The sequence below is a fragment of the Burkholderia gladioli genome (genome assembly GCF_000959725.1).
GTDB lineage: Bacteria > Pseudomonadota > Gammaproteobacteria > Burkholderiales > Burkholderiaceae > Burkholderia > Burkholderia gladioli.
Genome location: NZ_CP009322.1, coordinates 2,325,383 through 2,347,790, shown reverse-complemented (window position 1 = coordinate 2,347,790; position 22,408 = coordinate 2,325,383). Strand labels below are relative to the sequence as shown.

The window sequence follows — 22,408 nt, the reverse complement described above, 5'->3', positions numbered from 1 at the left end:
GACAGCTCGCGGACCCGCTCGCCGTGTGCGCTACCAGCTCGCATCGAGGCCGAGATGGGCGAGCGCGGTGCGGCGCAGCTCCGCCAGGCGCGGGTCGCCGCGATGGCGCGGATAGGGCAGGTCGACCTCGAGCTCGGCGAGGATCCGCGCCGGGCGCGGCCCGAACACGACCACCCGTTGCGCGAGGAACAGCGCTTCCTCCACGTCGTGCGTGACCAGCAGGGCCGAGAAGCGCGCGCGCCGCCACAGCGCGACCAGCTCGCTCTGCATGGTCAGGCGCGTGAGCGAATCGAGCTTGCCGAGCGGCTCGTCGAGCACCAGCAATTGCGGATCGTTGACCAGCGCGCGCGCCAGCGCCACGCGCTGTGCCATGCCGCCCGAGAGCTGGTGCGGAAACGCGTCGGCGAACTCGCTCAGGCCGACGCGCGCCAGTTCCTCGTCGACGCGGTGCCGCTCGCGCCGGGCCAGGCCGCGCGCATCGAGCCCGAGCGCCACGTTGGCGCGCACGCGCCGCCACGGATACAGCGTCGGGTCCTGGAACACCACGATGCGCGACGGATCGGGCCGCTCGATCGGTTTGCCGTCCTGCCGGATCGAGCCGCGCGTGGCCGGCTCGAGGCCGGCCACCAGCCGCAGCAGGGTGGACTTGCCGCAGCCGCTGGGCCCGAGCAGGGCGACGAACTCGCCCGGCGCGACCGACAGCGACACGTCGTCGAGCACGTGCAGCGGCCCCTTCGGGGTATCGAACCAGTGGCTGGCATGGCGGATGTCGATGCGCGCGCCGGCGACGATCGAGGCATCGTCGCCGCGCGGCGCATCGGCGTGGCGCTCGACATCGGCGCGGCGCGTGAGGTCCGCGTGACGCGCGGCTTCGATCGGCGCGTCGGCGCCGCGTGCGGCGGGCGCCGGGGACAGCGTGGCGGGGCTCACCATTTGACGGTTCCTTTCTGCCAGGCGAGCGCGCGGTCGCGCAGCGCGAACAGCAGGGTGATGAGGCCCGAGAACAGCAGGGCCATGACGATCAGCGCCGCGTACATGTTGGTGTAGGAGGCCCAGCCCTGGGCCCAGGTCAGGTACCAGCCGAGGCCGGACTTCACGCCCATCATCTCGGCCACCACCAGCACCGTGAAGGAGGCGCCCAGCCCCATGAACAGGCCGACGAAGACCTGCGGCAGGGCGCCGGGAATCGCCACCCGCAGCACCAGGAAGCGCGAATTCGCGCCGAGCGTGCGGGCCACGTCGTAATAGGCCTTGCCGACGCTGGCCACGCCCGACCAGGTCAGCACGGCGACCGGGAAGCCGGTGGCCAGCGCGATCAGGAACACCGCGGCCGACCAGCTCGAGGGGAACAGGTAGAAGGCGAGCGGCAGCAGGGCGGTGGCCGGCAGCGGCCCGAGCACGCGCAGCACCGGATGCACCCAATAGCCGATCGCGCGCGACCAGCCGACCGAGACGCCCACCAGGAAGCCGATCGCGGCGCCCGTGGCCACGCCCACGCCGAGCAGCTTCAGCGAGTTGAGCGCGCTGCCGGCCAGGCGCGGCGCATCGTCGAGGTAGACCTCGATCAGCGCCTGCGGCGGCGCGAAGAAGGGCGTGGGCAGCCAGCCGGTCTTGGCGGTGGCGATTTCCCAGGCGGCCAGCAGCAGCGCGATCGCGGTCAGCCAGGGGCCGGCCGGCTGCAGGCGCGCCACCAGCGCGCGGCCCGGCGCGAGCGGGCGGCCCGCGATCGCCAGCAGCGCCAGCAAGGCCGCGACGGCCCAGCCGGCGAGGCCGATTTCCTCGGTATAGGCCCAGTCGGCGAAGCCCACCACGCGGTTCGGCCAGAGACAGGCGACGGCGCCGAAGGCCGTCCAGGCCAGCGCGGCGATCAGGCCCGTGCCCCAGACGCGCGGTTCTCGCGCGGCTGCCGATGCGTCGGCGGCGCAGGCAGAGCAGGCGAGCGCGGCCGGCTTGTCTGCCGGTGCCTCGATCGTGGCGTGGCCGGCTGGCGTCGCGGCAGCCGGCTGCCGCGCGGCGTGCCGGTCGAGCGGGGTGGAATCGAGCGTGGACATGATCCTCAGCCCAGTACGTTGGCGTAGACCGTCTGCGCGAAGCGCTGCGGATCGGTCGACTTGCGCATCACGCCGATGCGGCGGAAATCGTCGGCATAGAAGGCGATCTCCTGCTGCAGGTCGACATTGGTCGGATGGTGCTCGTAGGTCAGCGTCGCGTAGAGCTTGCGCAGGTCCTCGGGGCTGACCTTGGGCGTGTACTTCGCGAACAGCCGGGCCGATTCGTTGGGGTTCTCGCGCGTGTAGTCGGTGGCCTCGACGATCGAGCGCGCCAGCGCGGCGGCGGCCGGCCGGTCGTTGCGCACCAGCTCGCCGCGCGCGCCGATCACGCAGCAGACCTTGTGCTGGTACTCGTCGGAGAGGTTGCTGGCGAGCTGCGTGTACTGGCCGGGGCTGCGCTTCTCCAGCAGGTAGAGGTTCGGGTCGCCGTCGGCGATCGCGTGGATCTCGCCCTTGTCGACGGCCGTGCCGAGCAGGTCGGCCGGGTACTGGCGCCAGGCGACGTCGCGCTCGGCGTCGATGCCATGCTTGGCCAGCAGGATCGCGAAGAAGTGCTTGCCGGGCGAGGCCAGGTCGCTCACGCCGATGGTCTTGCCCTTGAGCGCGGCCAGCGAGGTGACGCCGGCCTTGTTGGCGCCCAGCAGGCGCACGCAGCCGCCATGCGAGCTGCCGATGATCTTCACGTCGAAGCCGGCCTCGAGCGGCTTGAGCCAGCGGTGGATCATGCCCACCGCCGCGTCGGCCTTGCCGGTCGCGATCGATTCGAGCAACTGGTCGGTCGAGCCCGAGTAGTTCACCAGCTCGACCGCGAGGCCGTTCTTCTCGAAGATGCCGCGCTCCTGCGCGACCACGATCGGCGTGAGGCAGAAGGCGGTCTGGTTCCAGGCGAACTTCAGCTTGCGCAGCGGCGGCGCCGACCAGGCGCTGCGGCCCAGCGCCAGCGCGGCGCCCGCCAGCGCGGCGGCGCCGGCCGTGCGCAGCGCGCGCCGGCGGCCCGGGCGCGCGGCCTCGGGCGATGCGGTATCGAGCGGACGAGACATATCGGATTCCTCAACGTAGCGAGCAGTGGCGTGAAGGTGGCGGGGCCGGTGCATGGCCGGCCCCTGGAACTTGGAACGGCGGTCAGTCGAGCAGCTCGGGTTCCTGCTCGACCAGCCCCGCGTAGAGGCTTTCGAAGGCCTGCAGCGCGCCGTCGGGCTTGCCGATCTGGCCATGCGTGTGGCGCGCGGTGGCCGCGTCGATCGGCTGGGTGGTGCCGGCCGCTTCGGCGAGCAGGGCGGTATGCGCGACGTTGTCGAGCGCGATGTACCACCAGGCCGCCGCCTCGACCGTCGGGCCGCCGGTCAGGATGCCGTGGTTCTTCAGGATCACGCCCTTGTGCGTGCCGCCCTCGGGCTTGGCCAGCGCCTGCGCGATGCGATCGCCCTCGCTGGTGTCGACCACCATGCCGGTGAAGTCGTCGAACAGCGCGTGGTCCTCGTAGAACACGCAGGCGTCCTGGGTCAGCGGCGCCAGCGGGCGGCCCAGCGTCGACCAGGCCTTGCCGTAGGTCGAGTGCGTGTGGGCGGCGGCCACCAGCTCGGGATGGGCCTCGTGGATCGCCGCGTGGATCGCGAAGGCGGCCTTGTTGAGCGGGCGCTCGCCGATCACGGTTTCGCCGCGGCCGTTCACGAGCAGCAGGTCCGAGACCTTGATGCGCGAGAAATGCACGCCGAGCGGATTGACCCAGAAATGGTCGGGCAGCTCGGGATCGCGCGCGGTGATGTGCCCGGCCAGGCCCAGCGCGAAACCGTGCCGCGCGAACAGGCGGAACGCGCCGGCCAGGCGCTCCTGGCGATGGCGGCGCTCGGCCGCGATGCTCGTGCGCGGCGCCGGCGGATCGAACCAGAATTTCTGCTGCGGCCGCGGATTGATCGCGAGACCGGAGGGGGTGCGGGACTGCAGCGGCAGGACGGTGGACATGATCGGCTCTTCGGTTGTGGGGGCAGAGGGGCGGCTAGCGGCCCGGCGGCTGGCGCCCGGGCCGTCACGGCAGTCGCGGCGGCGGGGGCGTCCTGGCCTGGTTTCGGCGAGGCTGCCCGTGCCGTTCGCGCTGCCTGCTTGCTTGCGCTGTCGTCGCGCCTGCGGATCGAATCGATGCTGACGCGTTCATGCCGCGGCGCGGTTTGCCTGGCGCGCCGCCACCAGCTCGCGTACGCGCGGGATCAGCTCGCGGCCGTAGTCGAGCGCGTCCTCGAGCGGATCGAAGCCGCGGATCAGGAAGGTGGTGACGCCGATGTCGTAGTAGTCGGCCAGCGCGTCGGCTACCTGCTCGGGCGTGCCGACCAGCGCGGTCGAGTTCGAGCGGCCGCCGCTCAGTTGGGCGATCTCGGTCCACAGCCGCTTGTCGACGCGCGAGCCGCGTTCGGCGGCGGCCAGCAGGCGCCGCGCGCCCTCGCTCTGCTGCGGGCTGCCCACGCCGAGCCCGGCCGCCTCGCGCAGCCGGCGCGTTTCGGCCAGGATGCGCCGAGCGCGATCCCAGGCGGCGTCCTCGGTGGCGGCCAGGATCGGCCGGAACGATACCGAGAAGCGGATCTGCCGGCCCTGCGCGGCCGCGGCGGCGCGCACGCGGCCGGTCAGCTCGCGCACCTGGTCGAGCGATTCGCCCCACAGCGCGTAGATGTCGGCGTGCTTCGCGGCCACCTCCAGCGCCGCCGCCGAGGCGCCGCCGAAGTAGATCGGCACGTGCGGGCGCTGCGCCGGCTTCACCTCGGAGAAGCCCTGGCGGAAGCGGTAATAGGTGCCCTCGTGGTCGAACGGCCGGTCCTCGGTCCAGATCCGGCGCAGGATGCCGAGGTATTCGTCGGTGCGCGCGTAGCGCTGGTCGTGATCGAGGAAATCGCCGTCGCGCTGCTGCTCGCTGTCCGAGCCGCCCGAGATGAAGTGCACGCCGAGCCGCCCGCCGCTGAACTGGTCGAGCGTGGCGATCTGGCGTGCGGCCAGGGTCGGCTCGGTGAAGCCGGGCCGGTGCGCCAGCATGAAGTTCACGCGCTCGGTGACGGCCGCCGCGTAGGAGATGGTCAGCGTCGCCGAGGGACCGGTCGAGTGATGCGGCACCAGGATCCGGTCGAAGCCGGCCTGCTCGTGGGCCTGGGCGAAGGCGCGCACATAGTCGCGATCGACCACGGGGCCCGCGGGCGGGTGGATCTCGGACTGCTTCTGGCTCTGGATCATGCCGATGAATTCGACGCTCATCGCGGGGCTCCGGGTGCGGGCGGCCCGGCGCGGGCCGGGCGGAAATGGAAAGAGGGCGGGGCCGGCGGCGGCCAGGGGGCCAGGCACCGGAACATGCCGGCCAGATTAGCCGCGGGATCATGCAAGATGGAAATAATTATTTGCGCAAAGAATATCGTTTTTGCATGGTTTGGCGGGCGCCGTCGAGCCCTTAGGCTGGTGGCCGATCCCTTTGCCGGCGGGCTGCCGCCAGCGTTTCGAACCCGAGGAATGGCAATTCGATGGCTACCCTGCTGAGCGACCCGGTCGAGTCCGCGGCCGGCTTTCCCGCTCCCGCCGACGAGGCCGCGCTCGACGCGCTGCTGGCCTCGCTCGCGCCCGCGCTTGCCGAGGGCGCGGCGCGTCACGACCTGGACGGCAGCTTCGCGCACGAGCACCTCGCGCTGTTGCACCGGCATGGCCTGGTCGCCCAGGTGGTGCCGCGCGCGGCGGGCGGCGGCGGTGCCTCGCTGGCCCGCGCGCGCCGCATCGTGGCCGGCATCGCGCGCGCCGACGCGGCCACCGCCCTGGTGCTGACCATGACCTATCTGCAGCACCGCGCGCTGGTGCGCGAGGACAGCCGCTGGCCCGAGGCGCTGCGGCAGCGGGTTTATGCCAGCGCGGTGGAGCAGGGCGCGCTGATCAACGCGCTGCGCGTCGAACCCGACTTGGGCTCGCCCTCGCGCGGCGGCTTGCCGGCCACCGTCGCGCGCCGCGACGGCGATGGCTGGCGCCTGTCGGGGCACAAGATCTACAGCACCGGCGTTCCGGCGCTGCGCTGGCTGGCGGTGTGGGCGCGCACCGACGAAGCCGAGCCGCGCGTGGGCGTGTTCCTGGTGCCGCGCGAGGCGCGCCGGCGCGAAGGTGGCGAGGCGATCCGCGTGATCGAGAGCTGGAACCACCTGGGGCTGCGCGCCTCGGGCAGCCACGAGGTGGTGTTCGACGAGGCCTGGATTCCCTTCGAGCATGCCGCCGACCTGCGCGCGCCGGCCGACTGGCTGCCCTCGGGCGCGGCCCAGGCCGATAGCGGCGCGCAGGCCGACCAGCAGGCCTGGATGATCGCGCTGCTCGGCGGCCTCTACGATGCGGTGGCGCGCGCCGCGCGCGACTGGCTGCTGGGTTTCGTCAACACGCGCGCGCCGGCCAGCCTGGGCGCGCCGCTGGCGACGCTGCCGCGCGTGCAGGAGACGCTGGGCGAGATCGAGGCGCTGCTGCTGGCCAATCGCGTGCTGCTCGACGAGCTGACCGAGCGCGCCGACGCGGGCGCGCCGCCCGACGTGGTGAGCGCCGGCCTGGTCAAGTACACGGTGACGAACCATGCGATCCGCGTCACCGAGCTGGCGCTGCAGTTGTCGGGCAATCACGGGCTGAGCCGCCATCATCCGCTGGAGCGCCATCATCGCGACGTGCTGTGCAGCCGGATCCATACCCCGCAGAACGACGCGATCCTGGTCGCGGCGGGGCGCGCGGCGGCCGCGGAGATCGCTTCGCGTGGCGCGGCTTGAGGGCCGCCGGCGAGGGAGTCAGATGCGGCAGTGAAGCGGGAGCAGCAGCGAAGACGAACGACGTGAGCCGCGGCACGAGCCACGCAACGAGGCGGCCGGCCCGAAGTCGCGCCGCCCGTTGTCGATCAGGCGGCCAGGTCGGCCGCGCCGAGCGCCTCGAACTGCTCGCGCGCCGCCTCGCCCACCGCGCGCGCCGGCGCCGCGAGCCGCTCCACGCCGTCGCGCTGGGCCAGCCAGAGATCGATTGGCGGCCGGAAATCGCTGACGTTGACGATCTCGAGCGCCGCGCGCAGCGGGCTCGCCTCGACCAGCGGCAGGGGCACCAGGCCGAGCCCGAAGCCGTTCGCCACGCTTTGCAACTGCACGTCGCGGCCGAAGGCGTCGAGCGTGACCGCGAGCGGCAGCCGCTGCGCGTCGAGCGCGCGCTTCAGGCTGGCGCGAAAGCCGCAGCCGTCGGGATTGAGCACCCAGCCGCGCGCGTGCAGCTCGGCGAGCCGGTAGCTGCGCTTCGGGCAGGCGCCGCGCGCGGCCACCACGGCCAGGCGCGTGGCGGCCAGGCGCTCGCCCGTCACGTGCGGCGGCAGGGCGGTGTCGCGCGCCACGAACACCAGCGCGGCATCGAGCTCGCCCAGCGAGAGCTTGTCGAGCAGCGCGCCGGCCCAGCCGGCCTCGACGCGCGGCGCCACCGAGGGCCAGCGCTCGCGCAGCATCGCGATCAATTCAGGCAGCATCAGCTCGCCGATGCCGTGCGTGATGCCGAGCCGGAACGCGCCGGCCGGCGGCTGGGTGGCGCGCACCATCTCGCGCAGCGCCTCCACCTCGCGCAGCACCGCGCGGCATTGGTCGTGCACGCGGCGGCCGAGGTCGGTGGGGCGCGGCGGCTTGGTGTTGCGGTCGAGCAGCTCGACGCCGAGCGCTTCCTCGAGGTTCTGCACGCGCCGCGTGATGGCCGGCTGCGTGATGCCGAGCTCGTGCGCGGCCTGGCTCAGGGACTGGCAGTGGATCACGGCCGCGAATGCATCGATATCGCCGATTTTCATGTTACTTTTGCATGCAATCCGATCAGGGTTATAAGCCCGAATCATATTCCAAGAGGTCCCCGATGAGTTCGTTTTCCTTGCATCAGTCGCTCGCGGAAGACGCGCAGCGTGCCGCGCCCCCGCTGGCCGAGTTCGTCGCCGCGTTCTCGCGGCTGATCGACACGCGGCCCGACGAGGCGCGCGTGGTCCGCGACGGCGGCGCGCTGCTGGCCGACCTGGTGGCCCGCGACGACTGGCTGCCCGACAACTTCGCGCAGCCCGATCCGGAGCGCTACCAGCAGTTCCTGCTGCATCGCGATCCCGAGGCGCGCTTCTCGGTGGTCAGCTTCGTGTGGGGCCCGGGGCAGACCACGCCGATCCACGATCACACCGTCTGGGGCTTGATCGGCATGCTGCGCGGCGCGGAGGATTCGCAGCCCTACGCGCTGGCCGCCGATGGCCGGCCGCTGCCCGAGGGCGAGCCGGTGCGGCTCGCGCCGGGGCAGGTCGAGGCGGTCTCGCCCGCGCTCGGCGATATCCATCGCGTCAGCAACGTGCACGCGGACCGCGTCTCGATCAGCATCCACGTGTATGGTGCCGACATCGGCGCGGTCGAGCGCTCGGTCTATCGCGAGGACGGCACGCGCAAGCTGTTCATTTCCGGCTACACGCTGCCGGCGCAGGCCGTGCGCAACTGAACTGGGCGCTACCCGGATTCCGATTCCATCGTTCCTTTCCCTTTCTTCTTGTCGATGAACACCGTGCCCGCTTCTTCCGTCGATTCCTCCGCCGTTCCCGTCGAGTTCCCCCGCCTGTCCGTCGCCGAGGTGCGCGCCGCGCTGCTCGCGCGCGAGGAGATCGCCCTGGTCGACCTGCGCGAGGAGGATCCCTACGCGCATGGCCATCCGCTGTGGGCCGCCAATCTCTCGCTGTCCAAGCTCGAGCTCGAGGCCTGGACCCGCATCCCGCGCCGCGACACCACGATCGTGCTGTACGGCGAGGCGCTCGGCGAGGATCTCGCGCCGCGCGGCGCGCGCGTGCTGGCCGCGCTCGGCTACACGCGCGTGCATCTGCTCGACGGCGGCCTGGACGCCTGGCGCGCGGCCGGCGGCGAGCTGTTCATCGACGTCAACGTGCCTAGCAAGTCCTTCGGCGAGTATGTCGAGGCCGAGCGCCACACGCCCTCGCTGTCGGCGCCCGAGGTGCAGGCGCTGATCGAGGCGCGCGCCGACGTGGTGATCGTCGACGCGCGCCGCTTCGACGAATACCAGACCATGAGCATCCCGACCGCGATCAGCGTGCCCGGCGCCGAGCTGGTGCTGCGCGTGCGCGAGCTCGCGCCCGATCCGGCCACGCGCGTGATCGTCAATTGCGCGGGGCGCACGCGCAGCATCATCGGCACCCAGTCGCTGGTCAACGCGGGGCTGCCGAACCCGGTGGCGGCGCTGCGCAACGGCACCATCGGCTGGCTGCTGGCCGGGCAGACGCTCGACCATGGCGCGGCGAAGCGCTTCCCCGATGCCATCTCGGACGCGCATCGCGAGGCCGCCCGCCGCAGCGCCCGCGAAGTGGCCGCGAAGGCCGGCGTGCCGCGCATCGCGGCGGCCGAAGTGGAGGCGCTGGCCGAGGGCGGGCGCCGCACCGTCTACCGGCTCGACGTGCGCACGCCCGAGGAATACGCGGCGGGCCACCTGCCCGGTTTCGCCAGCGCGCCGGGCGGCCAGTTGGTGCAGGAGACCGACCATCACGCGCCGGTGCGCGGCGCGCGCATCGTGCTGGCCGATGACGACGGCGTGCGCGCCGACATGAGCGCCTCGTGGCTGGCGCAGATGGGCTGGGAGGTGAGGGTGGTCGAGCCGGTGGCGGCCGAGGCGCGCTCGGCGCTGGGCGCCTGGCGCGCCGAGGTGCCCGAGGCCGCGCCGATCGAGCGGATCGCGCCGGCCACGCTGGCCGCCTGGCGCGCCGAAGCCGGGGCGGATGCCGATGCCGCGGTGGCCGTGATCGACGTGACGGCCAGCGCCAACTACGTGAAGCGGCACGTGCCGGGCGCCTGGTACGCGGTGCGCGCGCAGTTGCGCGCGGCGCTCGCGACGATTCCGGCCGCGCGGCGCTATGTGCTGACCTGCAATACCTCGCAACTGGCCGCCTTCGCGGCCGTCGACCTGCGCGCGCTGCTGCCGGCCGAGGTCGGCGTGTTCGTGCTCGACGGCGGCACGCTGGCCTGGATCGACGCGGGCCTGCCCGTCGAGGCGGGCGAGACGCGCCTGGCCACGCCGCGCACCGATCGCTACCGGCGTCCCTACGAGGGCACCGATAACGCGGCCGCCGCGATGCAGGCCTATCTTGACTGGGAGTTCGGCCTGGTCGAGCAACTGGGCCGCGACGGCACGCATCATTTCAAGGTGATCTGAGCGTCGCCGCGCTGCCGCGCCGGTGTCGATCCGGCGCGGCAGCACTTCCTTCCCGGCCGCCGTTCGCGGCCGACTCCCCGCCTCGATCGACGCGCGACGTGCGATGTCCCTGCCTCGTCGCGCTCCCTGGCCGATCCTTACATATGACATTTCGATTGCCCGATCCGGAAACAGACTTGTAAGTCTGTCTACTCGCGTTTCCGGCCGAGACAAGGCAATACATCGCATGCAATTGATTTGCTGCGACGCATCAACTCAAACGCCAGCGCCAGCCTGACGCACCTGGGTTTGGCGCCTGAAATGTAAATCAGGGTTTATGCCGGGACCGGTTTCATCGATTCGACAATCAAACGAAAAACGCTTTGTGCATCGCGCTCAAACGCTCACCGTTTAGTGAATTCCCGCGTTGCGCCGAACCGACGATGCACTTTTGACAGGTAGGGAATTGTCAGCTTCTCGGTCAGAATGGCGCCGGCATGGAAACTCGCCCATGCCCGTAGCACACGAGACCAAAGAATCCTGAGGATGGAGAAGCAATGAAAAAGCACGTAGCGGTTGCCATCACGGCAGCCGGCCTTGCCACGGCCGCGCACGCCCAGAGCAGCGTGACCCTGTACGGGATCGTCGACAATGGCCTGGCCTACCAGAACAGCAGCGGCTCGCTGGGCCAGACGGCCAACGGCCATTCGTCGGTGAAGATGTCGACGGGCGTCTGGGCGGGCAGCCGCTTCGGCCTGAAGGGCGCGGAAGACCTCGGCGGCGGCACCAAGGCCGTGTTCACCCTGGAAGCCGGCGTCAACACCGCCAACGGCAACTCGCAGTTCAGCGGCGGCATCTTCACGCGCCAGGCCTTCGTCGGCCTGTCCGATACCAAGTACGGTACGCTGACCGCCGGCCGCCAGTACACCGCCTACTACACGCTGCTCTCGCCGTGGAGCCCGACCACCTGGCTGACTGGCTATTTCGGCGCGCACCCGGGCGATATCGACTCGCTCGACACCAGCTACCGTGCCAACAACTCGCTGGTCTACATGTCGCCGAAGTACTACGGCTTCACGTTCGGCGGCTCCTACTCGTTCGGCGGCCAGCCGGGCAGCGTCAACGCCGGTTCGACCTGGAGCGCGGGCCTGCAGTACACCAACGGCCCGCTCGGCGTGGCCGCGGCGTTCCAGCGCGTCAACAACGCGGCTTCGGGCGGCGGCGCCTGGAGCCCGAACTCGACCACCTCGAACGGCGGCGCGCAGACGGCCGTGTCGGCGATCAACAACGGCTACATCACGGCGCAGGCGCAGCAGCGCGTGGCGGTGACGGGCGGCTACCAGTTCACCTCGCAGTTCGACGTGACGGTCTCCTACTCGAACGTGCAGTACATCCCGGGCGCCAACTCGACCTTCCGCAACACGGCCACCTTCAACACCGCCGGCGCGGTGCTGCACTTCAAGCCGGTTGCCGTGTGGGACTTCGGGCTCGGCTACAGCTACACGGCGGCGACGCTGTCCAACGGCGTGTCCAGCGCGGCCCGCTACCACCAGGTCACGGCCTCGCAGTACTACAGCCTGTCCAAGCGCACCGGCCTGTACGCGGTCGAGGCCTACCAGCACGCCTCGGGCAACACGCTGTCGAACGGCAAGGTGATCGCGGCGACGGCCTCGATCGGCGACGGCTTCAACAGCACGCCGGCCACCACGCGCGGCCAGGTCGGCCTGGGCGTCGGCCTGATCCACCGCTTCTGATCGAGCGCGCGGGCGCGGCGCATCGCGTCGCGCTCGCGAATGCAAAACGGGCAGCTCCCGCCTCGGCGGGGCTGCCCGTTTTTTCATGGCTGGACGATGAGGCTGCCGGCGGATCGGTCGCGCAGGCGGCGAGATGTCGAGCGAGGGGAATTGCCTGGAAAGGATGGCTGGCCCGATCAGGCCATGCATGTGGTGGTACAGCGGGGAAGACAAGCAAGCCGTGGCATCAGCCGTGGCTGTCGACCCAGGCACGCGCCCATTCGAGCCCGGCCAAGCGCGCGGCATCCTCGGTATCGAACACGCCGAGCACGCTCGAGGCGTCGACCAGCCGGTTGTTGCGCGTGATGGTGCCGCTGGCCGCATAACGATCGGGCTGCATGATCTCCTCCTGCTGGAGGATCGCATGGCCCCAGATCTGGTAGCCCTTGTAGGTTTCGGCTTCCATCGGCGGGGGCTTCCGTCAGCGCAGGATGGTGACGCCCGCGGCGGCCGGCGTGCCGACCCGCAGCACGTTGCCGTCCGGCGTGAACAGGCGCGGAATCTCGGGCGTGCCCGGGGCGGCGCGCGGTGTATCGGGCGTGGCCGCGTGCGGCCTTGCCAGCGGCTTGGCCGCTTCCACCGCCGGCGGGCGCACGCCCGCGTCGACCAGGCGCGGTGCGACGCGCTTGTGTTGTTTCGGTGCTTTTGGCACGGCCGGCGCCATGTCGTGGTGGGCACCGCCGCGTGCTTCGGGCGGATTCCAGATTTCGACGTAGTGGTCGCCCGCGAATGCCGGCGACGTGACCGCCAGCAACAGCAACCCGCATCCAACCAGTTTCACTATGTATTCTCCGTGTGGCACCGGAACCTGCCGCCATGGCGGCAGGTTCCGTGTCGGCCGGTGCCCCGCGCGATTGCACTGCGCGGCGAGCTTCGGCCAACGAGCGATTGTCTCATGGACACACTGCCCGGCAGGCGATTTTTACCGGCCGCCGGCGAGTCGATTGCTGTATGAATATACAGTATTTTCGGTGCGATCGCGAGGCATGAAACGAGGCGTCGGCGCCGGCGCCAGACGCGGCGCGGTTCCGCCCGCGGCAGGGCATGCGGCGACAGGCGCCGAGGCGGCTCGGCCCGCTCCGAAGCGGTGTAAGGTGGCGCGCAGGACCGTCGCGTGCGCGCGACGCCCCATTGAAAAATACGAAAACATCGAGGCAGCCAGGAGGGCGACATGCATTCCCCAGCAGGCAAGGACGAACCCCACGTATTGCGCGAGGACGCCCAGGGCGTGACCACCTTGCGCCTGAACCGGCCGGCCCAGGCCAACGCCTTGTCGGATGCGATGCTCGCCGAGCTCGGCCGCGCCTTCGACTCGCTGGCCGGCGATACGCGGCTGCGCTGCGTGGTGCTGGCCGCCGAGGGCCGCGCCTTCTGCGGCGGCCACGACCTGCGCGAGATGCGCGCGCGCCGCGGCTCGGCCACGGCCCGCCGCGACTACCTCGAACTGTTCACGCGCTGCAGCGACTTGATGCAGGCGATCCGCGGCCTGCCGGTGCCGGTGATCGCGCGCGTGCAGGGCGTGGCCACGGCGGCCGGCTGCCAACTGGTGGCGGCTTGCGACCTGGCGGTGGCGGCCGACACGGCGCGCTTCGCCGTCTCCGGCATCGAGGTCGGGCTGTTCTGCTCGACGCCGGCCGTGGCGCTGTCGCGCAACGTCTCGGCCAAGCGCGCCTTCGAGATGCTGGTCAGCGGGCGCTTCATCGACGCGAGCACGGCGCGCGACTGGGGGCTGGTCAACGAGGCGGTGCCGGCCGATGCGCTCGATGCGGCGGTGGCGCGCCTGGCGGCCAGCATCGTGGCGAAGTCGCCGGCCGCCGTGCGTCATGGCAAGGCGATGTTCCATCGCCAGCGCGAGCTGCCGCTCGACGAAGCCTATCGCCACGCGGCCGCGGTGATGGCCGACAACATGATGGAGCCCGACGTGGAGGAGGGGATCGACGCGTTCCTGGAGAAGCGGCCGGCACGCTGGGGCCGATCGGGCGAAGCCTGAGATCGAGGCCGGCGGCGCGCGCGAGGCAGGCGCTGCCGGCTGGCCTGTTGCCCGCGCCCGCCGGGATGGCTCGGGCGCGAGCCGGTGCCCGCCGGGAATGCAGCGACGCCGGATCAGCGCCCGTAGCTGCCGGTGCGCAGCGCCGGCAGTTCGAGCGGCTCGGTGTCGACCAGCGGCTCGACCTCCACCGGCACGCGCCGCGCGATCGCGCAGATCAGCTCGTAGCCGATCGTGCTGGCGGCCTCGGCCACCTCGTCGACATGCACCTGGTTGCCCCACAGCTCGACCGGCGAGCCGATACGCGCGTTCGGGCAGGGCGTGAGATCGACCGTCAGCATGTCCATCGAGACGCGGCCGACCACCCGCGTGCGCACCCCGTCGACCACGATCGGCGTGCCGGTGGGCGCGTGGCGCGGATAACCGTCGGCATAGCCGCAGGCCACCACGCCCACCCGCATCGCGCTGGAGGCGGCGAAGCGCCGGCCGTAGCCGACCGTCTCGTTGGCTTCGATGGTCTGGATGCCGATCAGCCGGCTGCTCAGCGTCATCGAGGGCAGCAGGCCGGTGTCGGCGATGTCGCGCGCCACGCCGGTCGGCGAGGCGCCGTAGAGGATGGTGCCGGGGCGCACCCAGTCGCGGTGCGCGGCCGGATGCCAGAGCACCCCGGCCGAGTTCGACAGCGTGCGTTCGCCGGGCAGGCCCTGGGTGGCCGCGTCGAACACCTGCATCTGCCAGTCGGCCTGGCCTTCGTCGGCATTGGCGAAGTGCATCATCAGCGCGATGCGGCCCACCGCCGGCGTGGCCGAGGCGCGCTGCCAGGCCTCGCGATAGACGTCGGGGCGAAAGCCCAGCCGGTTCATGCCGGAGTTCATCTTGAGCTGGATGTCGATCGGGCGCGTCGGGCGCGCGGCGGCCAGCATGTCGAGCTGTTCCGGGGTGTGCACCGCGACGCTGAGCCGGTAGCGATCCGCGATCGCGACATCGGCGGCCTCGAACAGGCCTTCCAGCAGCAGCACCGGCCGGGTCCAGCCCAGCTCGCGCACGCGCACCGCCTCGTCGAGGTCGAGCAGGGCGATGCCGTCGGCCTCGGCCAGCCCCGGATAGATCCGCTCGATGCCATGGCCGTAGGCGTTCGCCTTGACCACGGCCCATACGCGCGAGCTGGCGGCGCGTCGGCGGATCACCGCGAGATTGTGGCGGACCGCGGCGGGGCGGATCTGGGCAAGGATGGGACGGGGCATGGCGGTCTCGGTCGGAATGGCGATGCGCCTTGCCGATCGGCCTCTCAGTGGCGATCGATCGCGCGTTTCGCGGTTGGTATGGTGACGGACGCCATCATATGGGCATCGAGGCAGTTTTATTTAATGTTTTTGTCACGTTTTTGGTAAAGATTGCCCTAGGCCGGGCGGGGCGCTCGGCCTGGGCCGCCGCCGGCGTGCATCATCCGGCCCCGGTTGCGGGCATGGAACCTGCGGCGGGAGACAAGCCCGGCTGCGGCTGGCCGAACCTGCTCGCATTTCCGTATCGCGCGAGCGGCCGCGCCAGCGCTTGCCGGCCCTGCATGGCGCGCCGTGCGCGGGCCGGCGGCCCGGGTTGGTGCCGGCCTCGTACGCATGTCACGAAATCGACGTACGATGCCGAAATATTCAAGCGCGAAGCACGCTGAAGGAGCGACCCCATGTCCTCGTCATCCGATCGCCCCGTCCGGGTTCCCGGCCCGGATCATCCGATTACGATCGCGCCCACCGGCGCCCATGTCCGCGTGCTGGCCGACGGCGCGCCGCTGGCCGACACGCACGGCGCGCTGACGCTGCGCGAGGCCAGCTATCCGCCCGTGCAGTACATCCCGCGCGCCGATATCGACGTCACGCGCGTGGTGCGCAGCAGCCACACCAGCTACTGCCCCTACAAGGGCGAGGCCACCTACTACTCGATTCCCGCGCTCGGCCCGCGCGGCGAGAACGCGATCTGGTCCTACGAATCGCCGCACGAGGCGGTGGCACCGATCGCCGGCCATTTCGCGTTCTATCCCGAGCGCGTCGACGCCATCGAGATCGCCGCCTGATCCAATCCGCCAAGGCACTGTAACCGCGACCGCGTTTTCCACGAACTCGAGGAACGCATGATTCGCGTGCCGATCCGCCCGCCCGCGCGTATCGCGCCCGGGCGGCCTTGCGCACCATCCGCCACCGTGGCACGGGCCGCGGCTCGCGGACTCTCGCTGAAGATATCCATGGCCAGGTCCGCCGAAGCGGGCCGGCCGCCACTCCCGGAACCCGACCGATGACCAAGAACGAACTGACGGCGCGCACGCTCGCGTCGACCCTGGAACGGGAGATCGCCGCGGTGCGGCGCCATAGCCTCGAGCTCGCGAGTCCGCTGAGCCCGGAGGACCAGGTCCTGCAGTCGATGCCCGACGCGAGCCCCACCAAGTGGCATCTCGCGCATACCACCTGGTTCTTCGAGACCGTGATCCTGGCGCGTCACGCGCCGGGCTACACGCCCTTCGACGAGCGTTACGCCTACCTCTTCAACTCCTACTACGAGGCGCTCGGGCCGCGTCATGCGCGCCCGCGGCGCGGGATGCTGTCGCGGCCCTCGCTGGAGGACGTGCTGGCCTATCGCCATCATGTGGAAACGGCCCTGCTCGAGCTGGTGCGCGGCGCGGACCTGCCGCTGCTGGTGGAGATCGCGCCCGAGATCACGCTCGGGCTCAACCACGAGCAGCAGCACCAGGAACTGCTGCTGACCGACATCCTGCATGCCTTCTCGGTGAATCCGCTGCTGCCCGCCTATCGCGACGACGGCGCCGCGCCGCGCATGCCGGCCGGCCCGGCGGGCGAGGCGCGCTGGCTGGCGCACGCGGGCGGGATCGTCGAGATCGGCCATGACGGCGGCGGCTTCGCCTTCGACAACGAGGGCCCGCGCCACCAGGCGCTGCTGCGGCCCTTCGAGATCGCCGATCGCCTGGTGAGCAACCGCGACTACGCGGCCTTCATCGCCGATGGCGGCTACACGACCGCGGCGCTGTGGCTGTCCGACGGCTGGGCCGCCGTGCAGCGCGAGGGCTGGTGCGCGCCGGCCTACTGGCATCCGCGCGAGGCCGGCGCGCTCGGCCTCGCGAGCGACGCGCACGATCCCGGCGCCGGCCTGCCCGGCTGGCTCGGCTTCGGCCTCGACGGCCTGCGGCCGCTCGATCCCGACGCGCCGGTGGCGCACCTGAGCTTCTTCGAGGCGGCCGCCTATGCCGAGTGGGCCGGCGCGCGGCTGCCGACCGAGTTCGAATGGGAGGCGGCCTGCGCGCTGCCCGGCATCGCGCAGATGCTCGACCACGTCTGGCAATGGACGCGCTCGTCCTACGACCCGTATCCGGGCTTCCGGCCGCTGCCGGGCATCGCCTCGGAATACAACGGCAAGTTCATGGTCGGGCAGCAGGTGCTGCGCGGCAGCAGCCTTGCCACGCCGCCGGGCCATGCGCGGCCGACCTACCGCAATTTCTTCCCGCCGGCCGCGCGCTGGCAATTCACAGGAGTACGCCTTGTACGAGACCTCTGAGCTGTTCCGCGCGAACCCCAACAGCGCGAGTCGCCCGCCTGCCCGGACCCCCTTCCTGCGCGACCTGCTCGACGCGCTGGGCAGCCGGCCGCGCAGCATCTCGCCGAAGTATTTCTACGACGCGGCCGGCTCGGCGCTGTTCGACCGGATCTGCGAGCTGCCCGAGTACTACCCGACGCGCACCGAGCACGCGATCCTGGCGGCGCACGCGGGAGAGATCGCGCAGGCGATCGGTGCCGAGGCGAACCTGATCGAGTTCGGCGCGGGCTCGCTGTCGAAGATCCGCTTCGTGCTCGACGCCTGCCTGGCCGCCGAGCCGCCCGCCAGCTACGTGCCGGTCGACATCTCGGCGGCCTATCTGCGCGAGTCGGCCGCCGCCTTGCGTCGCCACTATCCCGCGCTCGAGGTGCAGCCGGTGGCGGCCGATTATCTGCAGCCCGAAGCGATGCGCGAGCTCGCGCGCGTGCCGGATCGCCGGGTCGGCATCTTCTTCGGCTCGACCATCGGCAATTTCTCGAACCGCGAGGCCGATACCTTCCTGGGCCGCACCGCCGCGCTGCTGGCCGGCGGTGGTCTGCTGATCGGCGTCGACCTGGTGAAGGACACGGCGGTGCTGGAGCGCGCCTACAACGACGCGGCCGGCGTGACGGCGGCCTTCAACCTGAACCTGCTGGCGCGTGCCAATGCCGAGCTGGGCGCCGATTTCGATCTCGACGCCTGGCGTCATCGCGCGTTCTACGACAGCCGGCTGCAGCGCATCGAGATGCACCTGGTCAGCCTGCGCGCGCAGACCGTGAAGGTCGGCGGCCAGGCCTTCGAGTTCGCCGAGGACGAGACGATCCACACCGAGAATTCACGCAAGTTCACGCTCGACGGTTTCCGCGAGATGGCCGAGCGTGCCGGCTACGTGCCGCGCAAGGTGTGGACCGACGAGGCGCAACTGTTCAGCCTGCACTGGCTGGAAAGCCCGGCGCGCTGAACGCGGGGGGCGCTGCCGACGCGGTGGCCGGCCGGCGCCGCGTCTCATCGGGCGCGTGCGCCCTGGTGAGCCCCGCTGCGGCGCTGGCCCTGCCCGCGAATTCGAATTGACGCTCGAACCCGTGCCGATTTAGGATGGCACCAGTCTTCGGGATAGACCCGGAGCGTTCCAACTCTTGAGGGAGCCTCATGAGCACGCAGTCCAGGCGCTTCGACGCGCTCGTCTTCATTGGTCGTTTCCAGCCGCCCCACCGTGGTCACCTGCATGTCCTGAAGGCCGCCCTGGCCCAGGCGCCGCGCGTATGCGTGCTGGTCGGCTCGACCGATCGCCCCCGCACCATCAAGGATCCGTTCTCGTTCGACGAGCGCCGCCAGATGCTCGAGTCGATGCTCGACGCCGACGAGCGCGAGCGCGTCATGATCGTCCCGGTGCAGGACTCCATGTACAACGACACCGACTGGGTCCGCTGGATCCAGCAGGCGGTGGCCGCTGCGCTCGGCGAGGCCGCCGCCACCGGCCGCGTGGGCCTGATCGGCCACGAGAAGGACGCCTCCTCGTATTACCTGCGCATGTTCCCGCAATGGCCCTTCGTCGAGGTCGAGCCGAACGAGGACATCTCCGCCACCGAGATCCGCGCGCAGTATTTCGCCGAGCGCCCGAACAGCTTCGTGTCCTGGGCCGTGCCCGCGCCGGTGTTCGCCTGGCTCGAGCAGTTCCAGACGCGGCCCGAGTTCGCGCAGCTCAAGTCGGAAGCCGAGTTCATCGCCGCCTATCACCGCAAGTGGGCCGCCGCGCCCTACGCGGTCACCTTCGTGACCGTCGACGCGGTGGTGGTGCACTCCGGCCATATCCTGCTGATCCGCCGCCGCAGCGCGCCGGGGCAGGGTCTGTGGGCGCTGCCGGGCGGTTTCGTCGAGCAGGACGAGCGCATCGACGCGGCCTGTATCCGCGAGTTGCGCGAGGAAACCGGGCTCAAGCTGCCCGAGCCGGTGCTGCGCGGCTCGCTCAAGGACCGTCAGGTGTTCGACCACCCGACGCGTTCGCTGCGCGGGCGCACCATCACGCATGCCTCGCTGTTCCACTTCCCCACCGGCGAGCTGCCGCGCGTGAAGGGCAGCGACGATGCCGACAAGGCGCGCTGGGTGCCGCTCAACGAGTTCGAGACGATGCGCGAGCGCATGTTCGAGGATCACTTCGACATCGCCTATCACTTCCTCGGCAAGCTCTGATTCTCATCGCCCACGCTTCACCGTAGTTCACGCGCCCGGCCAAGCCGGGCGCGACCGGCCCGCCAGGATAGACCCGGCGGCCTTCCCCCAGGTCCAGAGGAGCTCTGACCATGCACAGCACCGAAGCCGGCGGCCTCGCCGCGATCCTTGCCAACCCGATCCTCAACACGGATTCGTACAAGGCCTCCCACTACCTGCAATATCCGCCCGACGCGACGGCGATGTTCTCCTACGTCGAATCGCGCGGCGGCCGCTACGAGCGCACGCTGTTCTTCGGCCTGCAGATGCTGCTCAAGGAATACCTGTACCGGCCCGTCACGCACGCGATGGTGGACGAGGCCCGCGATTTCTTCGCGCTGCACGGCGAGCCCTTCAACGAGGCCGGCTGGCGCCGCGTGGTGGAGCGCTACGACGGCTACCTGCCGGTGCGCATCCGCGCGGTGCCGGAAGGCTCGGTGGTGCCGGTCGGCAATGCGCTGATCACGGTCGAATGCACCGATCCCGAGCTGTTCTGGCTGGCGTCCCATGTCGAGACCATGTTGCTGCGCATCTGGTACCCGGTGACGGTCGCCACTCGCAGTTGGCATCTGCGCCAGACGATTCGGCACTGGCTCGAACGCGGCGACGAGGATCTCTCGCAACTGCCGTTCAAGCTCCACGATTTCGGCGCGCGCGGCGTGTCGAGCGCGGAGTCGGCCGCGATCGGCGGCGCCGCGCACCTGGTCAGCTTCATGGGTTCGGACACGGTGCTCGGCGTGCTGGCCGCCAACCGCTTCTATCGCGAGCCGATGGCCGCCTATTCGGTGCCGGCCGCCGAGCACAGCACGATCACCTCCTGGGGCCGCGACGGCGAGCTCGAAGCCTACCGCCATGTGCTGGCGCACTGCGCGAAGCCGGGCGGCATCGTCTCGGTAGTGTCCGATTCCTACGACCTGTTCGCCGCGCTCGACCTGTGGGGCGGCCCCTTGCGGCAGCAGGTGATCGATTCGGGCGCCACCCTGGTGGTGCGCCCCGATTCGGGCGACCCGGAAACCATCGTGCTGGCCACCGTGCGCGCGCTCGACGCCGCCTTTGGCGCGAGCGTGAACCGCAAGGGGCGCCGCGTGCTGAACCACGTGCGTGTGATCCAGGGCGACGGCGTCAACGAGGCCTCGATCGAGGCGATCCTGGCGTCGCTCGACGCGGCCGGCTATTCGGCCGGCAACGTGGTGTTCGGCATGGGCGGCGCGCTGCTGCAGCAGGTCGATCGCGACACGCAGCGCTTCGCGATGAAGTGCTCGGCGATCCGACGCGGCGAGGTCTGGCACCCGGTCGGCAAGGACCCGGTCACCGATCCCGGCAAGCGCTCCAAGCAGGGCAGGCTGACGCTGCAGCGCCATCGCGGCACCGGCGCCTATCGCACGGTGGCGATGCCGGCCGCATGGGACGACCACGCGGTCGAGGGCGAATGGGAGGATGCGTTGCGCACCGTGTTCGATACGGGGCGCCTGCTGGAGGAGGTGACGCTGGCCGAGGTTCGCGCGCGTGCGCACGCGCATGAAGCCGCGAGCGAGGCGCGGCAGCCCGAGGCCGAGGACGTGCCGGTCCCGCTCGCCTGAGGCGGCGAGCGGCGGCGCGCCCGGCGCCGGTTCAGGCCGAGCGCGCCGCGAAAGCCCGCCCGCAAGCCAGCCGGATGCGGCTGGCGATGCGCATGAAGGCGAGCCAGTTCTGCGCCCAGACGCCTTCGCCGTAATCGCGGCCCGGGCCCGCATCGCCCGGCAACTGGTCCGAGATGCCGGTCGGCTCGATCCTGCGGGTCCAGTCGGCGGTGCGGAACAGCATGTCCCACCACGGGAACAGCACGCCGAAGTTGCAGCCATAGGCCACGCCGGTATGCCCATACTCGACCGCGTGATGGCGTCGATGAAAGGCCGGGCTCACCAGCAGCCGCTCCAGCAGCCAGCCGTAGGACAGGCGCGCATTGACGTGCTGGATGCTCTGCAGGGTATTGCCGACGGCCACCAGCACCACGTACTGGCCGGGCTGCACGCCGATCAGCAGCGCCAGCAGGGCGAAGAACGCGGCCTGGATCAGCACGTCGAGGAAGTGGTTGCGGTCGTCGTTCCAGAACGACATGCGGCGCTGGCTGTGATGCACGGCATGCAGTTCCCACCACACGCCGAAGCGATGCTGCCAGCGGTGGTACCAGTAGCCCGCGAAGTCGAGCGCGAGCCCGTAGATCGCGAACGAGACCAGCGGCCGGTCCGAGACGCCGGGCCAGAACGCGTCGAGATTGACGTTCCAGATGCGATGCACCTGCATCCAGGTCTCGGCGTGGTTGAACAGCGGCTGCAGGTAGACGAAGAACAGGCCGTTGACCACGCCGAGCTTGGCGATCCAGGTGTACCAGACGTCGGCGCGCACCGCGCGGCGCTCGGGCCAGCGCTCGATCGGCCGCCAGGCCTCCAGCGGGCGCAGCAGCGCCCAGGTCAGCGCGATCTCGCAGACCGCGACGATCACCCAGTACAGCGCGTCGTAGATGTCCTCGTCGTAGTCCATCAGATGGGCGCGGAACAGCAGCGGCTGCACCAGGTCCACGTAGAGCGCCGTCTGCACGGTGCCGATCAGGTTGTCGGCCGAAGCCAGCAGCGCGTCGATCATGGCGG

Annotated in this window: 21 protein-coding genes; 11 read left to right on the top strand and 10 right to left on the bottom strand. The window is 70.8% G+C overall.

Annotated elements, in window-relative coordinates; all coding sequences use genetic code 11:
• Positions 1 to 30: 30 nt before the first annotated feature.
• The 5 genes from BM43_RS10480 to BM43_RS10460 all read right to left on the bottom strand — a co-directional run bounded on the left by BM43_RS10480 (position 31) and on the right by BM43_RS10460 (position 5,285).
• Positions 31 to 933, bottom strand: a complete 903-nt coding sequence (locus BM43_RS10480) for an ABC transporter ATP-binding protein (protein WP_036055633.1) — start codon at positions 931 to 933, stop codon at positions 31 to 33.
• The gene (locus BM43_RS10475) at positions 927 to 2,051 is read right to left on the bottom strand and encodes an ABC transporter permease (RefSeq protein WP_036055634.1); all 1,125 of its coding nucleotides are present in this window, start codon (positions 2,049 to 2,051) and stop codon (positions 927 to 929) included. Before BM43_RS10475 ends, BM43_RS10480 begins: the two co-directional genes overlap by 7 nt.
• Before the next feature lie 5 nt (positions 2,052 to 2,056).
• Positions 2,057 to 3,091 (bottom strand): ABC transporter substrate-binding protein, encoded by a 1,035-nt coding sequence (locus tag BM43_RS10470; RefSeq protein WP_036055635.1) that lies wholly within the window; start codon positions 3,089 to 3,091, stop codon positions 2,057 to 2,059.
• Between the two features lie 82 nt (positions 3,092 to 3,173).
• Positions 3,174 to 4,013: a class II aldolase/adducin family protein gene (locus BM43_RS10465; protein WP_036055636.1), complete on the bottom strand. Its 840-nt coding sequence runs from the start codon at positions 4,011 to 4,013 to the stop codon at positions 3,174 to 3,176.
• Positions 4,014 to 4,199: 186 nt separating this feature from the next.
• On the bottom strand, positions 4,200 to 5,285 hold the full coding sequence (locus BM43_RS10460; protein WP_036036697.1) for an LLM class flavin-dependent oxidoreductase: 1,086 nt from the start codon (positions 5,283 to 5,285) through the stop codon (positions 4,200 to 4,202).
• Between the two features lie 260 nt (positions 5,286 to 5,545).
• Between BM43_RS10460 and BM43_RS10455 the strand changes: the two genes are divergently transcribed.
• Positions 5,546 to 6,808, top strand: a complete 1,263-nt coding sequence (locus BM43_RS10455) for an acyl-CoA dehydrogenase family protein (protein ID WP_036055637.1) — start codon at positions 5,546 to 5,548, stop codon at positions 6,806 to 6,808.
• A 125-nt stretch (positions 6,809 to 6,933) separates the two neighbouring features.
• Here BM43_RS10455 and BM43_RS10450 read toward each other — a convergent pair whose 3' ends face one another.
• Positions 6,934 to 7,848 (bottom strand): LysR family transcriptional regulator, encoded by a 915-nt coding sequence (locus tag BM43_RS10450; protein ID WP_036055638.1) that lies wholly within the window; start codon positions 7,846 to 7,848, stop codon positions 6,934 to 6,936.
• Positions 7,849 to 7,910: 62 nt separating this feature from the next.
• Here BM43_RS10450 and BM43_RS10445 point away from each other — a divergent pair, with 62 nt between their 5' ends.
• The 3 genes from BM43_RS10445 to BM43_RS10435 all read left to right on the top strand — a co-directional run bounded on the left by BM43_RS10445 (position 7,911) and on the right by BM43_RS10435 (position 11,971).
• A complete protein-coding gene (locus BM43_RS10445; protein ID WP_017922009.1) occupies positions 7,911 to 8,525 on the top strand; it encodes a cysteine dioxygenase family protein in 615 nt (204 codons plus the stop codon).
• Between the two features lie 54 nt (positions 8,526 to 8,579).
• Positions 8,580 to 10,238 (top strand): rhodanese-related sulfurtransferase, encoded by a 1,659-nt coding sequence (locus BM43_RS10440; RefSeq protein ID WP_036055639.1) that lies wholly within the window; start codon positions 8,580 to 8,582, stop codon positions 10,236 to 10,238.
• A gap of 536 nt (positions 10,239 to 10,774) precedes the next feature.
• The gene (locus BM43_RS10435) at positions 10,775 to 11,971 is read left to right on the top strand and encodes a porin (protein ID WP_013691069.1); all 1,197 of its coding nucleotides are present in this window, start codon (positions 10,775 to 10,777) and stop codon (positions 11,969 to 11,971) included.
• 226 nt (positions 11,972 to 12,197) lie between these two features.
• On the opposite strand, the gene BM43_RS10430 is transcribed toward BM43_RS10435, so the two are convergent.
• Entirely contained in the window at positions 12,198 to 12,416 is a 219-nt protein-coding gene (locus BM43_RS10430; protein WP_013691068.1) for a hypothetical protein, read from the bottom strand.
• 15 nt (positions 12,417 to 12,431) lie between these two features.
• A complete protein-coding gene (locus BM43_RS10425) occupies positions 12,432 to 12,770 on the bottom strand; it encodes a hypothetical protein (RefSeq protein WP_036036705.1) in 339 nt (112 codons plus the stop codon).
• 411 nt (positions 12,771 to 13,181) lie between these two features.
• Here BM43_RS10425 and BM43_RS10420 point away from each other — a divergent pair, with 411 nt between their 5' ends.
• Entirely contained in the window at positions 13,182 to 14,000 is an 819-nt protein-coding gene (locus tag BM43_RS10420) for an enoyl-CoA hydratase (protein WP_036055640.1), read from the top strand.
• Between the two features lie 113 nt (positions 14,001 to 14,113).
• On the opposite strand, the gene alr is transcribed toward BM43_RS10420, so the two are convergent.
• The gene (gene alr, locus BM43_RS10415) at positions 14,114 to 15,241 is read right to left on the bottom strand and encodes an alanine racemase (protein ID WP_036055641.1); all 1,128 of its coding nucleotides are present in this window, start codon (positions 15,239 to 15,241) and stop codon (positions 14,114 to 14,116) included.
• A gap of 29 nt (positions 15,242 to 15,270) precedes the next feature.
• Between alr and BM43_RS40285 the strand changes: the two genes are divergently transcribed.
• From BM43_RS40285 to BM43_RS10390, 6 genes are all read left to right on the top strand, one after another.
• On the top strand, positions 15,271 to 15,666 hold the full coding sequence (locus BM43_RS40285; protein ID WP_124083548.1) for a hypothetical protein: 396 nt from the start codon (positions 15,271 to 15,273) through the stop codon (positions 15,664 to 15,666).
• 12 nt (positions 15,667 to 15,678) lie between these two features.
• Positions 15,679 to 16,065, top strand: a complete 387-nt coding sequence (locus BM43_RS10410; RefSeq protein WP_013691065.1) for a DUF427 domain-containing protein — start codon at positions 15,679 to 15,681, stop codon at positions 16,063 to 16,065.
• 218 nt (positions 16,066 to 16,283) lie between these two features.
• Positions 16,284 to 17,555: an ergothioneine biosynthesis protein EgtB gene (egtB, locus tag BM43_RS10405; RefSeq protein WP_036055642.1), complete on the top strand. Its 1,272-nt coding sequence runs from the start codon at positions 16,284 to 16,286 to the stop codon at positions 17,553 to 17,555.
• Positions 17,539 to 18,534, top strand: coding sequence for an L-histidine N(alpha)-methyltransferase (gene egtD, locus BM43_RS10400; protein ID WP_036055643.1), 996 nt, complete (start codon positions 17,539 to 17,541; stop codon positions 18,532 to 18,534). Before egtB ends, egtD begins: the two co-directional genes overlap by 17 nt.
• A 188-nt stretch (positions 18,535 to 18,722) precedes the next feature.
• Positions 18,723 to 19,763 carry a bifunctional nicotinamide-nucleotide adenylyltransferase/Nudix hydroxylase gene (locus BM43_RS10395; RefSeq protein ID WP_036036717.1) on the top strand — a complete coding sequence of 347 codons (1,041 nt, stop codon included), beginning with the start codon at positions 18,723 to 18,725 and terminating at the stop codon, positions 19,761 to 19,763.
• 110 nt (positions 19,764 to 19,873) lie between these two features.
• The gene (locus tag BM43_RS10390) at positions 19,874 to 21,361 is read left to right on the top strand and encodes a nicotinate phosphoribosyltransferase (protein ID WP_036055644.1); all 1,488 of its coding nucleotides are present in this window, start codon (positions 19,874 to 19,876) and stop codon (positions 21,359 to 21,361) included.
• 31 nt (positions 21,362 to 21,392) lie between these two features.
• Here the strand turns inward: BM43_RS10390 and BM43_RS10385 are convergent, their stop codons facing one another.
• Entirely contained in the window at positions 21,393 to 22,403 is a 1,011-nt protein-coding gene (locus BM43_RS10385) for a sterol desaturase family protein (protein WP_036055645.1), read from the bottom strand.
• Positions 22,404 to 22,408: the final 5 nt, after the last annotated feature.

Coding starts and splice junctions, on each gene's coding strand:
- BM43_RS10470 (WP_036055635.1), bottom strand. CDS start 3,091: ATGTCTCGTCCGCTCGATACCGCATCGCCCGAGGCCGCGCGCCCGGGC.
- BM43_RS10445 (WP_017922009.1), top strand. CDS start 7,911: ATGAGTTCGTTTTCCTTGCATCAGTCGCTCGCGGAAGACGCGCAGCGT.
- BM43_RS10440 (WP_036055639.1), top strand. CDS start 8,580: ATGAACACCGTGCCCGCTTCTTCCGTCGATTCCTCCGCCGTTCCCGTC.
- BM43_RS10420 (WP_036055640.1), top strand. CDS start 13,182: ATGCATTCCCCAGCAGGCAAGGACGAACCCCACGTATTGCGCGAGGAC.
- BM43_RS10430 (WP_013691068.1), bottom strand. CDS start 12,416: ATGGAAGCCGAAACCTACAAGGGCTACCAGATCTGGGGCCATGCGATC.
- BM43_RS10480 (WP_036055633.1), bottom strand. CDS start 933: ATGGTGAGCCCCGCCACGCTGTCCCCGGCGCCCGCCGCACGCGGCGCC.
- BM43_RS10390 (WP_036055644.1), top strand. CDS start 19,874: ATGCACAGCACCGAAGCCGGCGGCCTCGCCGCGATCCTTGCCAACCCG.
- BM43_RS10455 (WP_036055637.1), top strand. CDS start 5,546: ATGGCTACCCTGCTGAGCGACCCGGTCGAGTCCGCGGCCGGCTTTCCC.
- BM43_RS10465 (WP_036055636.1), bottom strand. CDS start 4,013: ATGTCCACCGTCCTGCCGCTGCAGTCCCGCACCCCCTCCGGTCTCGCG.
- BM43_RS10410 (WP_013691065.1), top strand. CDS start 15,679: ATGTCCTCGTCATCCGATCGCCCCGTCCGGGTTCCCGGCCCGGATCAT.
- BM43_RS10450 (WP_036055638.1), bottom strand. CDS start 7,848: ATGAAAATCGGCGATATCGATGCATTCGCGGCCGTGATCCACTGCCAG.
- egtB (WP_036055642.1), top strand. CDS start 16,284: ATGACCAAGAACGAACTGACGGCGCGCACGCTCGCGTCGACCCTGGAA.
- BM43_RS10475 (WP_036055634.1), bottom strand. CDS start 2,051: ATGTCCACGCTCGATTCCACCCCGCTCGACCGGCACGCCGCGCGGCAG.
- BM43_RS10460 (WP_036036697.1), bottom strand. CDS start 5,285: ATGAGCGTCGAATTCATCGGCATGATCCAGAGCCAGAAGCAGTCCGAG.
- BM43_RS10435 (WP_013691069.1), top strand. CDS start 10,775: ATGAAAAAGCACGTAGCGGTTGCCATCACGGCAGCCGGCCTTGCCACG.
- BM43_RS10385 (WP_036055645.1), bottom strand. CDS start 22,403: ATGATCGACGCGCTGCTGGCTTCGGCCGACAACCTGATCGGCACCGTG.
- alr (WP_036055641.1), bottom strand. CDS start 15,241: ATGCCCCGTCCCATCCTTGCCCAGATCCGCCCCGCCGCGGTCCGCCAC.
- BM43_RS10395 (WP_036036717.1), top strand. CDS start 18,723: ATGAGCACGCAGTCCAGGCGCTTCGACGCGCTCGTCTTCATTGGTCGT.